At 72.3% G+C, this 12,977-nt stretch carries 13 protein-coding genes and 1 riboswitch; of the genes, 4 read left to right on the top strand and 9 right to left on the bottom strand.

What is annotated here, in order from left to right; all coding sequences use genetic code 11:
* Positions 1-35 precede the first annotated feature (35 nt).
* From C3V38_RS04500 to C3V38_RS04515, 4 genes are read right to left on the bottom strand one after another with little or no spacing between them, the layout of a single operon-like run.
* A complete protein-coding gene (locus C3V38_RS04500) occupies positions 36-845 on the bottom strand; it encodes an alpha/beta fold hydrolase (RefSeq protein WP_070722930.1) in 810 nt (269 codons plus the stop codon).
* A 36-nt stretch (positions 846-881) separates the two neighbouring features.
* Positions 882-1,592 (bottom strand): histidine phosphatase family protein, encoded by a 711-nt coding sequence (locus C3V38_RS04505; protein WP_061228536.1) that lies wholly within the window; start codon positions 1,590-1,592, stop codon positions 882-884.
* Positions 1,592-2,923 carry a phosphotransferase family protein gene (locus tag C3V38_RS04510; RefSeq protein WP_371412139.1) on the bottom strand — a complete coding sequence of 444 codons (1,332 nt, stop codon included), beginning with the start codon at positions 2,921-2,923 and terminating at the stop codon, positions 1,592-1,594. Before C3V38_RS04510 ends, C3V38_RS04505 begins: the two co-directional genes overlap by 1 nt.
* Entirely contained in the window at positions 2,920-4,209 is a 1,290-nt protein-coding gene (locus C3V38_RS04515; protein WP_061228538.1) for an acyl-CoA dehydrogenase family protein, read from the bottom strand. Before C3V38_RS04515 ends, C3V38_RS04510 begins: the two co-directional genes overlap by 4 nt.
* 80 nt (positions 4,210-4,289) lie before the next feature.
* On the opposite strand from C3V38_RS04515, the gene C3V38_RS04520 reads away from it, so the two are divergent.
* Together C3V38_RS04520 and C3V38_RS04525 are read left to right on the top strand one after the other, a co-directional pair.
* Positions 4,290-5,279, top strand: a complete 990-nt coding sequence (locus tag C3V38_RS04520; protein ID WP_061228539.1) for a glucosyl-3-phosphoglycerate synthase — start codon at positions 4,290-4,292, stop codon at positions 5,277-5,279.
* Positions 5,280-5,358: 79 nt separating this feature from the next.
* Entirely contained in the window at positions 5,359-5,967 is a 609-nt protein-coding gene (locus tag C3V38_RS04525; protein WP_061228540.1) for a trans-aconitate 2-methyltransferase, read from the top strand.
* A gap of 435 nt (positions 5,968-6,402) precedes the next feature.
* Here C3V38_RS04525 and C3V38_RS04530 read toward each other — a convergent pair whose 3' ends face one another.
* Positions 6,403-7,149: a nicotinamide riboside transporter PnuC gene (locus C3V38_RS04530; protein ID WP_061228541.1), complete on the bottom strand. Its 747-nt coding sequence runs from the start codon at positions 7,147-7,149 to the stop codon at positions 6,403-6,405.
* A gap of 100 nt (positions 7,150-7,249) precedes the next feature.
* Positions 7,250-7,405, bottom strand: a riboswitch (FMN riboswitch).
* Positions 7,406-7,526: 121 nt separating this feature from the next.
* Complete coding sequence (locus C3V38_RS04535) at positions 7,527-8,033, bottom strand: Rieske (2Fe-2S) protein (protein WP_232303032.1); 507 nt, start codon at positions 8,031-8,033, stop codon at positions 7,527-7,529.
* A 63-nt stretch (positions 8,034-8,096) separates the two neighbouring features.
* Here C3V38_RS04535 and C3V38_RS04540 point away from each other — a divergent pair, with 63 nt between their 5' ends.
* Positions 8,097-9,257, top strand: coding sequence for a pyridoxal phosphate-dependent aminotransferase (locus tag C3V38_RS04540; RefSeq protein ID WP_061228542.1), 1,161 nt, complete (start codon positions 8,097-8,099; stop codon positions 9,255-9,257).
* A 43-nt stretch (positions 9,258-9,300) separates the two neighbouring features.
* Here C3V38_RS04540 and C3V38_RS04545 read toward each other — a convergent pair whose 3' ends face one another.
* From C3V38_RS04545 to C3V38_RS04555, 3 genes are all read right to left on the bottom strand, one after another.
* Positions 9,301-10,266: an NADPH:quinone oxidoreductase family protein gene (locus tag C3V38_RS04545; protein WP_061228580.1), complete on the bottom strand. Its 966-nt coding sequence runs from the start codon at positions 10,264-10,266 to the stop codon at positions 9,301-9,303.
* 96 nt (positions 10,267-10,362) lie between these two features.
* Positions 10,363-10,800, bottom strand: a complete 438-nt coding sequence (locus tag C3V38_RS04550) for a hypothetical protein (RefSeq protein ID WP_061228543.1) — start codon at positions 10,798-10,800, stop codon at positions 10,363-10,365.
* 20 nt (positions 10,801-10,820) lie between these two features.
* A complete protein-coding gene (locus C3V38_RS04555; protein WP_082767681.1) occupies positions 10,821-11,483 on the bottom strand; it encodes an SDR family oxidoreductase in 663 nt (220 codons plus the stop codon).
* Between the two features lie 197 nt (positions 11,484-11,680).
* Between C3V38_RS04555 and C3V38_RS04560 the strand changes: the two genes are divergently transcribed.
* Complete coding sequence (locus C3V38_RS04560; RefSeq protein WP_061228545.1) at positions 11,681-12,943, top strand: Ig-like domain-containing protein; 1,263 nt, start codon at positions 11,681-11,683, stop codon at positions 12,941-12,943.
* Positions 12,944-12,977: the final 34 nt, after the last annotated feature.

The following is a 12,977-nucleotide window of genomic DNA, read 5'->3' on the forward strand; positions in this document are numbered from 1 at the left end:
GGCAGAGCGCCCCGCTCGCATCGATTCCCCTGTCTTCACACGCCGTATTCGGAGAGGAACGCCTCGAGGATGGCGGTGACCTCGTCGGGGCGTTCCAGGGTGGGCGAATGCCCGGCCCCGGGTATCTCGCGGTACCGCGAGTCCGCGATCAGCTCGACCAGCCGGCGGGACTTCTCCGGCGGCGTGGCCGCGTCCTCGGCGCCCACCACGACCAGCGTGGGCGCGATGATCCGGATCGCCTCGTCCTCGCACGGGTCCCGATCGGCGACCGACTCGATCGCCTTGACGAGTCCGGCCCGGTCGGTGCGCTCGAGCATCGCCATCCACTCGTCGACCCAGGGCGCGTCGAGGTTGGCGTCGGCGAGCATGATCGGCGCTACCCGCGACCGGACGGGGCGGATGCCGGCGACGCGGTACACCGCCGACAGGGTCCGGTACTTGCGGCGGTTGGCCGGTTCCTCGGCGGTGGCGGCGGTGTCCATGAGGGTGAGGGTGTGCACGGTCTCGGGATTGCGGGCGGCCAACCGGATGCCCACGAAGCCGCCCATGGACAGCCCCACGAAGTTGACCACCGGGATCTGCAGGTGCCGCAGCAGCTCGGCGACGTCCACCGTGAGGGTGTCCATGTCATACCCGCCGAGGGCGCGCGGCGAGTTGCCCTGCCCGCGGAAGTCGATCGTCACGCAGCGGTAGCGGTCCCGCAGGCGGGCGATCTGGGGGTGGAACATCCAGCCGGAGAACAGCAGACCGTGGGCGAACAACACCACGGGGGCGTCCTCACGACCGGCGGGCGCGCCGGTGTCGGTGTAAGCGATCGTCGTGTGACCGCGTCGGAACGTGGGCATCGGGCGTCTCTCCTGAGGTCGTGTCCCGCTGCGCGCTCACCGGAGGGTGATCAGGCGACGCGGGTCATCCGGTCCGGCCGCCCGTTCGAGGTGCTGGTGCTCGTTGACCGCGATGCAGGTCATTCCGCCCCGACCCACCACGACACGGGCCGTGCCGGTGTTCACCGTCACACGCTGCAGTCGGGTCCACAACCCGACGACGCCCTCCGGGTCGGCCAGCAGGGTCGCCACGGCCAGTGAGATGGTTCCGGCCGACGACACGACGAGGGTCGTCCTTCCGCTGCCGGAGCGGGCGGCGGCGTCGGCGAGGGCGGCCTCGGCGTCGGCGCGGTACCGGGCGAACGCCTCGAGCCCCGACCAGTGACCCAACGCCGCGTCGAGCTCCCGCTGGAAGGCCTGCTTGGCCTCGTCGGAGGAGCCCGCCGAGTCGAGGGTCCCGTGCTCGGCGGACAGGCCGGCCACGCGCGCGGCCTCCAGGACGGCGTCGGCGTCGTACTCCGCCCACCGCTCGTCGACCTCGACGGGGCAGTCGACGGCGCCGTGTGCGCGCAGGCCCTCGAGCAGGCCCTCCGCGGTCTCGCGCTGGCGCCGCATGCCGCCGTGCACGACCACGTCGGGCCGCAGGCCGCGGGCGGCCATGTCCTCGCCGGCCAGGCGCGCCTGCAGGTGCCCGGTCTCGGACAGCCGGTCGTAGTCGCCGCTGCCGAACGACGCCTGCCCGTGGCGGACGAGGTGGATGGCGCCCATCAGCGCTCACCCCCCGCGCCGCGGACCAGACCGCCGATGACGGGGAGTCCGCCGAGGACGCCGGTGACCCTGCCGCGGGCGTCGTGGACGCCGCCGGCGAGAAGCGGCAGCGCCACCCGGGGCACGCCGAGCAACTCCGGGATCACATCCTTCGGTGAGATCCGCGTGGGTGACAGGCGTCCGTCGCCGGTGCGGATGAGGCGCAGGCAGCGCTGCTCGAGGAACGCCACCCCGGGGCGGAACGCGCGGAAGGCCGGGTTGGTGGTCTGCCCGTGGTAGTAGCGGTGGTTGATCTGCTGGGCGATCACCGCGAGCCGGAACAGGCCGAACACCTCGTAGAAGCGCCACTGCTCGTCGGTGATGTCCAGGCCGGCGCGGCGCGCGTAGCGCTCGACGACCTGCCGCCGGGTGAGCATCCCCGGCGCGTTCGTGGGCTGGCGACGGAAGGCCTTGAACAGCGGGCCGTCGTCATCCTGGACCCAGTACGCCAGCGCGCCGCCCAGGTCCATGAGCGGGTCGCCCACGGTGGCCATCTCCCAGTCCAGGACCCCGATCACCCGGGTGACGTCGTCGGGGTCCAGGACGAGATTGTCGAACCGGAAGTCGTTGTGGACGAGGCAGTGGCCGACGTCCTCGGGCTGGTTCGCGTGCAGCCACTTCATGACCGGCGCGAAGTCCGGGACGTCCGGGGTGCGGGCGCGGCGGTAGCGGGCGGACCAGCCCTCAACCTGGCGGCGCACGTATCCCTCGCCGCGGTCGAGGTCCTCCAGTCCGGCGGCGGCGACGTCCACCGCGTGCAGGTCCACCAGCGCGTCCACGGCCGACTCGCTCAGGCGCCGGGTCGTGACCCGGTCGAGGCGCAGGTCGCGGGGCAGGTTCTTGCGCAGGATGGTGCCCGCCATGCGTTCCATGACGTAGAAGTCCGAGCCGATGACCGAGTGGTCGTCGCAGAACCCGACCATGCGCGTGACCAGCGGGTAGACCGGCCGCAGCGCCGACTGGACGCGGTACTCGCGCCTCATGTCGTGCGCGCCCCGGGCCTTGGTCCCCGCCGGCGGTCGCCGCAGGACCAGGTCCGCGCCGGGGTAGCGCAGCAGGTAGGTGAGGTTCGACGCGCCACCGGTGTACTGGCGGACCTCCGGGAGGACCGGCTCGTCGTCGTCGCCCAGGTCCACGCCGGCGAGCACGTCCGGGTCGTCGGGGGTGATCGACCGCAACCACGCGGCGACGGCCTCCACGTCGAAGGCGTCCTCGGCGCGCACCGCGCCGGTGCCGGGGACGCGGCGGCGCAGGGCGGCGTCGTCGTCGGGCATACCGTCCCGCGGGCTCACCGGTCGGACCCGGCGTCGGCGGTGGTCCGGGCCGCGGCGGCGTCACGGTAGGGGGCGAGCATGGCGCGGGCGACGACGGCGAGGTGGACCTCGTCCGGGCCGTCGGCCAGTCGCAGCGACCGCGCGGTGGCGTACGCCCCGGCCAGCGGGAAGTCGTCGCTCATCCCGCCGCCGCCGTGCAGCTGCAGCGACATGTCGATGACCTCCTGCGCCATCTTCGGGACCGCGGCCTTGATCGCGCTGACCTCGACCGCCGCCTGCCCCTCGGCGTCGAGCTTCCAGGCGGCGTGCTGGACGAGCAGGCGGGCCTGGTCGATCGCGATGCGGGCCCCCGCCAGGCGCTCGCGGTTGCCGCCGAGGTTGACGATCGGCTTGCCGAACGCCACCCGCTCGGAGGCGCGGCGGCACGCCAGATCCAGCGCCATCTCGGCCAGCCCGATGAGCCGCATGCAGTGGTGGATGCGGCCCGGGCCCAGGCGGCCCTGCGCGATCTCCGCGGCCCGGCCGGGGCCGGCGATGATGTTCGACACCGGCAGCCGCACACCGGTGAGCGTCACCTCGCCGTGGCCGAGCGGCTCGTCGTGGACGCCCTGCGCGGTGAGCATCCGCTCCACCGTCACGCCGGGGGCGTCCATGGGCACGAGCACCATCGAGTGCCGCAGGTAGCGGTGCGCGTCCGGGTCGGACACGCCCATGAAGATGCCCACCTCGCAGTCGGGATGACCGACGCCCGTGGACCACCACTTGCGACCGTCGAGCACCACCTCGTCCCCCTCTATCCGCGCGGTGGCGGCCATGTTCGAGGCGTCGGAGGAGGCCACTGCGGGCTCGGTCATGAGGAACGCGCTGCGGATCTCCCCGGCCAGAAGCGGGTCCAGCCAGCGGTCCTTCTGCTCCTGCGAACCGTACTTGAGCAGGACCTCCATGTTCCCCGTGTCCGGGGCGTTGCAGTTGAACACCAGCGGGGCCAGGAACGAGCTGCCCATCTCCTCCGCGACCGGGGCGTAGTCCGTGTTGGTCAGGCCCGTGCCGCCGCGGGTGCCGTAGCGCTCCGCGTAGGGACGCTCGTGGCCGGCCGGCAGGAAGAGGTTCCACAGCCCCTGCTCGCGCGCGAGCGCCTGCAACTCCCCGACCCGGGGGTCCACCGCCCACGGGTCCCGCCCGGACAGACGGCGCCGGGCGATGTCGGCGTGGATGTCCGGTTCGACCGGGGCGATGTGGGCGTCGATGAACTCGCGGACCGCGGCGGTGAGCTCGGCGGCGCGCGGCGACGGGGAGAAGTCCATATGTGCATCGTGGCACACCGCTCCCACCCGGGCCCGGCGCTCGAGACCACCACGTCCCCGGCTCTGGCAGGATCGCGGACGTGACCGAGCATTCGCGGACGACCCTCGCCGACCGGGCGGACCCGGTTCGTGCCTGGTCGGCGCGACGAACCTACCGCGCGGCCGACTTCCGCCCCGGCGACCTCGTCGCGGCCAAGGCGGGCCGCCGCATCTCGGTCGTGCTGCCCGCCCGCGACGAGCAGTCGACCGTCGGCGCGATCGTCGCCGCCCTGCATTCCGAGCTCGTGCGGGGCGTGCCGTTGATCGACGAGCTCGTCGTCGTCGACTCCCACTCCACCGACGCCACCGCACAGGTGGCGCGCGCCGCCGGCGCCCGCGTCGTGGCCCAGGGTGAGATCCTCCCCGCCCTGGGCGACGTGCCCGGCAAGGGCGAGGCGCTGTGGAAATCGCTCGCCGCCACCGACGGTGACATCGTCGCGTTCCTCGACTCCGACCTGCGCGACTTCGACCCCGCGTTCGCGACCGGACTGCTGGGGCCGCTGCTCACCGAACCCGGCGTCGTGTTCAGCAAGGGCGCCTACGACCGGCCCCTCGACGACGGCCGCACCGTCCTGCCCGCCGGCGGCGGCCGCGTCACCGAACTCGTCGCCCGGCCCCTCATCGCCACCCACTGGCCCGACCTCGGCGGATTCGTCCAGCCGCTCGCCGGCGAGTACGCGGGGACGCGCGAGGCGCTCGAGTCCATCCCCTTCGCCGGCGCGTACGGCGTCGACCTCGGCATTCTCGTGGACCTCTATGAGGCGTACGGCCTCGACGCACTCGCCCAGGTGGACCTGGGGCGACGGGTGCACCGCAACTCCCCCGACTCCGCGCTGGCCGTGATGGCCATGCACCAGCACCTGGCGATGCTGAGCCGACTGCGGCGACACGGACGCGTGACCGGCGCCGACGCCCCCGGCGACACCCTGACCCTGCACCGGCGCGATCCCGACGACGGGGGCTTCCGCGCCCAGACCGTCCGCGTCGACCCCGGTGAGCGGCCGCCGATGCGCGACGTGCGCGGGTCGTAGTCGCCCTCCCTCCTGTCCGCCCCACCCGACCTCTCCCGTACTCGACCTCTCCCACACTCGACCGAAAGGACCACCGCCCGTGGACGCCTCCGCATGGAACGCCCGTTACCTCGCGCAGCCCGATGCCTGGGGGACCACCCCGGCCGCCCGGATCGTCGCGGAGGTCACGGCCGCGGAGGACGCCGGCCTCGGAGTGGGCACCGCCGTCGACCTCGCGTGCGGTGACGGGCGGCACGCGCGCTGGCTCGCCGCGCACGGCTGGCGGGTGCAGGCCGTGGACTTCTCCGAGGTCGCGATCGAGCAGGCCCGGGCGAAGGACTCCGACGAGGGGCGCAGCGGCAGCGTCGACTGGGTGGTCGGCGACGCGCGGACCTGGTCACCCGCGGAGCCGGTCGACCTCGTCGTGGTGGGCTTCCTCCACCTCGACCTGCCGGAACTCGACGCCGTGCTCCGCGACGCCGGCACCTGGCTGCGGCCCGGCGGGCACCTCGTCTACCTGGGCCACGCCGCCGAGAACCTCCGCCGCGGTGTCGGCGGGCCCCAGGACCCGACTCTCCTGCCCGGAGTCGCCGACCTCGCCCGCGGTGCCGAGGGCCTCGAGGTGATCTCCCTGCGACACGACCTGCGGCCGGCCGGCAAGGCCACCGCGATCGACGTCCTGCTGCACGCGCGGCGCTGGGCCGACTGACGGCGCGCGCGAGTTCGGCGTCCGCGGGGGTCGTTCGCGGCGGGGCCGTCCACGAGGGCCGTCCGCGGGGCCGTTCGCGCTGACAGCGGCGGTGAGCGGCGGTTTGTGACTGCCCCTGCGAACGCCACCTATCTGATCACGCGACACCTATCGGACCCCTTAGGCGGCGTGAAATCGGATAGGTGGCGCGACGTGAAAGGGCGGGCACTCCCGAACCCACGGCCGGAGCGCTGGTGTCGGGCTCGGTGTTCGCGGGGCTCGCGATCCGCACCTCGGGCCACGATCGGCCCCTCGAATTGCGATCGGCCCCTCGAATTACGATCCGCCCGCGGAGTTCCTAGCGCGGAGCGTACTCCGGAGGGCGAATCGTGAATCGGAGGGCAAGTCGCGAATCGGAGGGCGGATCGACGCAGCGGTGCGTACCCGGCAGCGGAACTACGCCCGCTGCGGCTCCGCCAGCGACTCCGTCCTCCCGACGGCCGTGGCCGCCGCCGCTCGCTCCGCCAGGTCGACGCGCCACCACACCACGAACCCCCAGATGACGAACGCCGCGTACACGAGGTACAACGCCGCCGACGGGTAGTAGCCGGCCTTGAGCAGCAGCGGAACGCCCACGACGTCGACCGCGATCCACAACAGCCAGAACTCCGTCCAGCCGCGGGCCATGCCGTAGGTCGCGAGGATCGAGCCGGTGAAGATCCACGCGTCCGCCCACGGGCCCCACGAGCCGAGCTGCGCGAAGATCCAGCCGAACAGCAGCGTGCCGACGAGCATCCCCACCACGAGCCCGGCCCTCTGACGGCCCGTCGCCCAGTGCGGTCGTACCGCGGGCGCGTCAGCGACGGGCCCACCGTGGGCGGCCGCCGCGGCAGCAGCGGTCGCGTTGGCCCGCCGCGTCCGCGACCACTGCCACCAGCCGTACACGCCCACCGCGAGGAACATCACCTGCCGGCCGGCCTGGCCGTAGAGGTCGACGTCCTGCGGGGTGTGGAAGACGCCGCCGAGGAAGACGGTGAGCAGGGTGAGGTTGCCGACGATCCCCACCGGCCACGCCCACACCACGCGGCGCATGCCACCGATCGCGGCGGCCAGGCCGAAGACGTTGCCGATGATCTCGCGCCACAGGATCGGGACTCCGCCGATCACCAGTTGCGCGTCGAGGAAGGAGACGAGGAGGCTCATCGTGTGCCCCTTTCACGGGCTCTACACAGACGGCCCAGGGCTTGTGCCACGACGCCCGCCCGGCCACGACCGTCGCCGGCCGGGTCCGCATCGGGTGACGCGAGGTTCTCTTCCATCCGGACTATGACCGTCGGCCCCGGGATCACACCGGGTCTGCTGACCCCCGCGCGTGCGGGGCGCTCGCGGGCTCGCCGCCGACCATGGGGTCGACGACATCACCGCCGGTGGGGAGTTTCACCCCGCCCTGAGAACGTGTTCCTGTTGTACCCCTGAACGCGGCCGCGCCGCAACCCGCGTCGGGGCCGCGCCGCGCCCCGCCCCGGGATGCACCGCAAGCCGCGGGGTCGTAGGCCGGCGTCGACCGGCTCCAGTCAGCGTCAGCCGAGGGCGAGCTGTCCGCCGGACTCGCTGACCGGCACGACGTCGAGTGGACGCGGCGCGGGGGCGAGCGTGTTGCGGCCGTCGGTGGCGTCGTACTCGGCGCCGTGGAGCGGACAGCGCAGCGTCATGCCCTCGATCACCTGCACGACACCGCCCTGGTGGGTGCAGCGCGCCGAGTAGGCGACGAACTCGCCCTCGGTGGGCTGGGCCACGATGACCGTCGAGTCGCCGGCCTTGAACTGCTTGGCCGTGCCGACGGGGATCTCGGCGGCCGGGATGGTGGTCGCGGCCACCGTGGTGGTCTGCTGCACGGTCGACGGCGGCTGGGCCGGCTCGGTCATCCCGCACGCGGAGGCGATGCCCGGCAGCAGGATGATCCCGGGCAGGGCCGCCAGCACGGCCCGGCGCTGCGTGCACGGGCCGACCGTGGTGGAGCGGGCACCGCTGGCACGGGCGGGGGAGGTACCGATCGGAGCGGGGGCGGCGGAGAAGGGCTCGGACATGCCGCCCATCGTATCGGCCCGGCCCGCGGCCACCGGCGCCGTCAACACACCTAGGCTTCCCCCATGACGGTCCGCAGACTCGCGCCCCACGCCACGACGATCTTCACCGAGGTCTCGCGCCTGGCAACGCAGTTCGACGCGATCAACCTGGGCCAGGGCTTCCCGGACACGGACGGGCCGGAGTCGATGATCGAGGCGGCGGTGCGGGCGCTTCGCGACGGCCACAACCAGTACCCTCCCGGGTCGGGGATCCCCGAGCTGCGTCACGCGATCGTCGCCGACGAGACGGCGCGCACCGGCCTGGTGCACGATCCGGACACCGAGACGTTGGTGACGGTCGGCGCGACGGAGGCCATCGCCGCCGCGGTGGTGGGCCTGGTGGAGTACGACGACGAGGTGGTCGTCATCGAGCCGTATTACGACTCCTACGTGGCCGCGGTGGCGATGGCCGGGGCCACTCGTCGCGCCGCGCGGTTGATCCGCTCGGGCGGCCATATCCGACTCGATGTGGACTCGCTGCGGGACGCGTTCTCGCCGCGGACGCGGGCCGTGCTGGTCAACACGCCGCACAATCCCACGGGCGCCGTGCTGCCGCGTGAGGACCTCGAGGAGATCGCGGCCCTGTGCCGCGAGTTCGACGCGATCGCGATCTCCGACGAGGTGTACTCCCACCTCACCTACGACGGGGTCGAACACGTCTCGATCGCCACGCTGCCCGGGATGGCGGAGCGGACGCTGCGGATCTCCAGCGCGGGGAAGCTGCTCAACTGCACGGGCTGGAAGATCGGGTGGCTCACCGGGCCGGCGCATCTCGTCGAGGGGGCGCGCACCGCGCGTCAGTACATGAGCTTCACCGTCGCCTCGCCGCTACAGCCGGCGGTCGCGCACGCGCTGCGCCACGAGCAGGAATGGATCGCGACGCTCCGGAAGGACATGCAGGACCGGCGGGACGAGCTGGCGGGGATCCTCACGGGAGTCGGGTTCGACCTCGTCGTCGCGCAGGGCACCTACTTCCTGACCGCCGACCCGGGCCCGCTCGGGGTGACCGACGCGGCGGCGTGGTGCCTCGAGCTGCCCGAGAAGGTCGGGGTGGCGGCGGTGCCGTTCGCGCCGTTCACCGACGCGTTCACCGACGACTGGTCGCACCTGGTGCGGTTCGCGTTCTGCAAGCGACCCGAGGTGCTCGCGGAGGCCGGGCGGCGGTTGCGGGCCCTGGCGCGCTGACGCCGCCCGGCGCAGCACCCGGCCGCCGCGACGCGGGCCCGGGTCAGCGGCCGGTGGTCAGGACGATCTTGCCCACCGCGCCGCGGCCGTCCATGAGCTCGAGCGCCTCGGCGGCGTTCTCGAGCGGGAACTCCGCACCGACGAGAGGGTCGAGCCGGCCCGAGGCCAGCAGCGGCTCGACCTCGGCCCACTGCTTCTGCAGGTAGCCGGGGTTGGACATCCAGTACTCGCCCCAGCCGACGCCCACCGCGCTCTTGTTACCCAGCAGCAGGCGGTTGACCTTGACCGTGGGGATCTCGCCTGCCGTGAAGCCGATGACGAGGATCCGCCCCTCCTGGCCCAGCGCGCGGATGGAGTCGGTGAACCGGTCACCGCCTACGGGGTCGACGACGATGTCGACGCCCTGACCGCCCGTGAGCTCCTTCACGGCGTCCTTGAACCCCTCCGGCGCGATGACATCGGTCGCGCCGGCCTTGCGAGCGAGCTCCCGCTTCTCCTCGGTGGAGGCCACCGCGATGACGCGGGCACCCAGGGCGGTGGCGAACTGGGTGGCGGCGATACCGATCCCGCCGCCCGCGCCGTGCACGAGCACCGTCTCGCCCGGCTGCAGCCGACCGCGGTGGGCCAGCGCGAAGTGGACGGTGAGCACGTTCATCGGGATCGACGCGCCCTGGACGAAGCTGAGGTTCTCCGGCAGGTGGAACACCTGGGACGGCTCGGTCGCCACAACCTCGGCGAAGCCACCCAGACCGGGGAACGCGCACACGCGGTCCCCCGCGGCGAATCCCGATCCCTCGGGCGCGGACCGCACCACGCCCGCGACCTCCGAGCCCGGGATGAAGGGCAGAGGCGGCGAGATCTGGTACCTGCCACGGGTCTGGAGCACCTCGGGGAACGTCACGCCGGCGGCGTGGACGTCGATCAGGACCGCGCCGGGCTCCGACTCAGGAAGATCGACCACCTCGAGGGCGGCGGGTCCGTCATGGCTGGAGATGTGGATGGCACGCATGCGATCCATAGTGTCAGCCCACCACTGCGCGCGTGCCCCGCTCGGCTCAGCCGACGCGCGCGCCGGAGGGTTCAGCCGACGCGCGCGCCGGACGTTTCAGCCGACGCCGGCGCCCTCCGCCGCACGGCGATGACGACGCCGGCGGAGCAGGTGCAGGACCAGCCCGAACGCGACCAGCACCTGGCCCACCTGGAACGCCAGCGCCATGACGATGAACTCCCGACCGAATGCGGTGGGCGAGATCAGCAGTGCCGCGCAGATCCCCAGCAGGATGACCGTCACGAGCTGGCCTCCCGCGAGGAACCGCCGCGGCATCGTGGTGAGCTGACGACGGAGGCCCATCAGCAGCGAGTTGAGCGCCACCAACAGGCACACCGGCACGCCGATCTGCGCCGGGAACAAGAACAGCACCACGAACAACGGATGGGAGTTGAGCGTGACGGTGTCTGTGATGATGTACTGCGGGACGCTCCACGACGCGGTGAGCAGTGCGCAGATCACGGTGATCCACGAACCTCCCACCAGGATCCTCATCCGGTGAGGATAACGCGGCGCTAGTCCCTCGTCAGGGCCTCGCCGATCGGGGTGTCCCCGTCGGAGAACTCGATGGTGCGGCGGACGGTGTCGGGCCGGCGCAGGACGGCGGCGACGACCTCGGCGACCGTGTCCCGACTGGTCGCCCGGTCCTCGCGCTTGTCCGCTCCCATCCCGATCGTCTCGCCACCGGGCTCGTCGGTCAGCGCGCCGGGCCCCAGAATGGTCCACTGCAGATCGGACTCGCGCAGGTGGGCGTCGGCCGCCGCCTTGGCCTCGGCGTACGGGAAGAACGCGTTGTCCTCCGGCACGCCGTGATCGGGTCCGGCGCCGTCGTAGGACACCATGACGTAGCGCTCCACGCCCTCGGCGACGCTCGCGTCCATCGAGCGGATCGCCGCGTCGCGGTCTACCGCGTAGGTGCGGTCGGGATTGCCGCCGCCCGCGCCGGCGGACCAGACGACGGAGCCGCTGCCGCGGACGACCTCGCGGAGGCCCTCGACGTCGAGCTTCTCGACGTCCGCCACCACGGGGGTGGCGCCCGCCGCCCGGATGTCGTCGGCGTGGTCCGGGTTGCGGATCACCGAGCGCACCTCCGCGCCCGCGTCCGACAGGATCCGGGCCGTGCGGAGGGCGACCTTGCCGTGGCCGCCGATGATGGTCACTGGTCGATCGATACTCATGGCCTCCGTTGTACCCGTCCGAACGCATCCCCGCCGACCGGCTTCCGCCATCGCGCGGGCCCCACGACGGTCACAACTCCACAACGAGTGGGCGGCCGGCCGTTTCGGATTCGCTCCGTGTCGGACACGGAGTGCATCATGTCGACATAAGCCGTGATTCACCGGCTGCCCCACGCTTGTCGCTTCGGAGTTGATGCATGTCCCTGTCCAGGTCTGAAACCCCCTCTCTTCCGGCGGTGACGGGCCCCCTCGCCCTGCTCGCCGGACTGCTCGCGCTGATCCTCGTCGTCGCCGGGTGCACCATCCCGGTGCCCACGGGCTCCGCCGGGGAGACGACCCCCACCGAGCCCAGTGCGCAGGCGCCCGCCCCGGCGGCACTGGAGGTCGTCCCCGCCGACGGCGCCACTGACGTCGCCGTGGTCGACGGCGTCCGGGCCACCGTCGAGAACGGCACCATCACGAACGCGGTGCTCACCAACGACGCCGGCAAGCAGATCGAGGGCGAAATCTCGCGTGACGGATCGGAGTGGGAGCCGGCCGTCACACTCGGGTTCGGGCGCACCTACACCCTGGAGATCACCTACGAGGGTGCGGTCGGCGGGACCAGGACGGACACACGGACGTTCAGCATGGCCGACCCGGCGGCCGTCGTGACCCCGACCCTGACCACGACCGGAGGCGGGACCCTGCAGTCGGACCGTGAGTACGGCGTCGGAATCGTCATCGTGGCGAAGTTCGACCAGCCCATCGCTGACCGCGAAGAAGCTGAGAAACACATGAAGGTCACCACCTCGCCCGAGGTGGAGGGCAACTGGTTCTGGGCCGACGACTCCTCGGCACACTGGCGTCCGAAGGACTACTACGAGACCGGCACCCGAGTGCGGGTCGAACTCGACACCGAGGGGCGCGACCTCGGTGGCGACCAGTGGGGCGGTGCCGGCGCGGAAGCCGACTTCACTATCGGCGACCGGCGCATCGCGATCGCCGACGACGCGACCAAGACGGTCTCCGTGTACCGCAACGGCGAACTGCTCAAGACCATGCCCACCTCCATGGGCAAGGGCGGCTGGGCCACGTACGGCGGCGTGACCATGCATTTCTGGACCCAGCCGGGGACCTACACCGTCCTGGACAAGTCCAGCTCGGTGTTGATGGACTCCACGACCTACGGCCTGCCCCTGTCCGCCGGCTACCGGGTCACCGTCGACCACGGCGTGCGCATCTCCAACGACGGGATCTACTTCCACGCCCTGGAGTCGTCGATGTGGGCCCAGGGCAACACCAACACCTCGCACGGCTGCCTCAACCTCTCCCCCGCTGACGCGAAGTGGTACTTCGACCAGGCGGTCACCGGGGACGTCGTCGAGGTCCGCGGCACCGGCGGGCCCGAGCTGGAGGTCTGGCAGAACGGCGACTGGTCCGTGCCATGGGAGGTCTGGCAGACCGGCTCGGCCGACTGAACACCGCCGTCCCGGCCGGATCCTGATACGACCG

It is taken from the genome of Dietzia sp. oral taxon 368, from assembly GCF_002999155.1.
In the GTDB taxonomy this organism is placed as follows: domain Bacteria; phylum Actinomycetota; class Actinomycetes; order Mycobacteriales; family Mycobacteriaceae; genus Dietzia; species Dietzia cinnamea.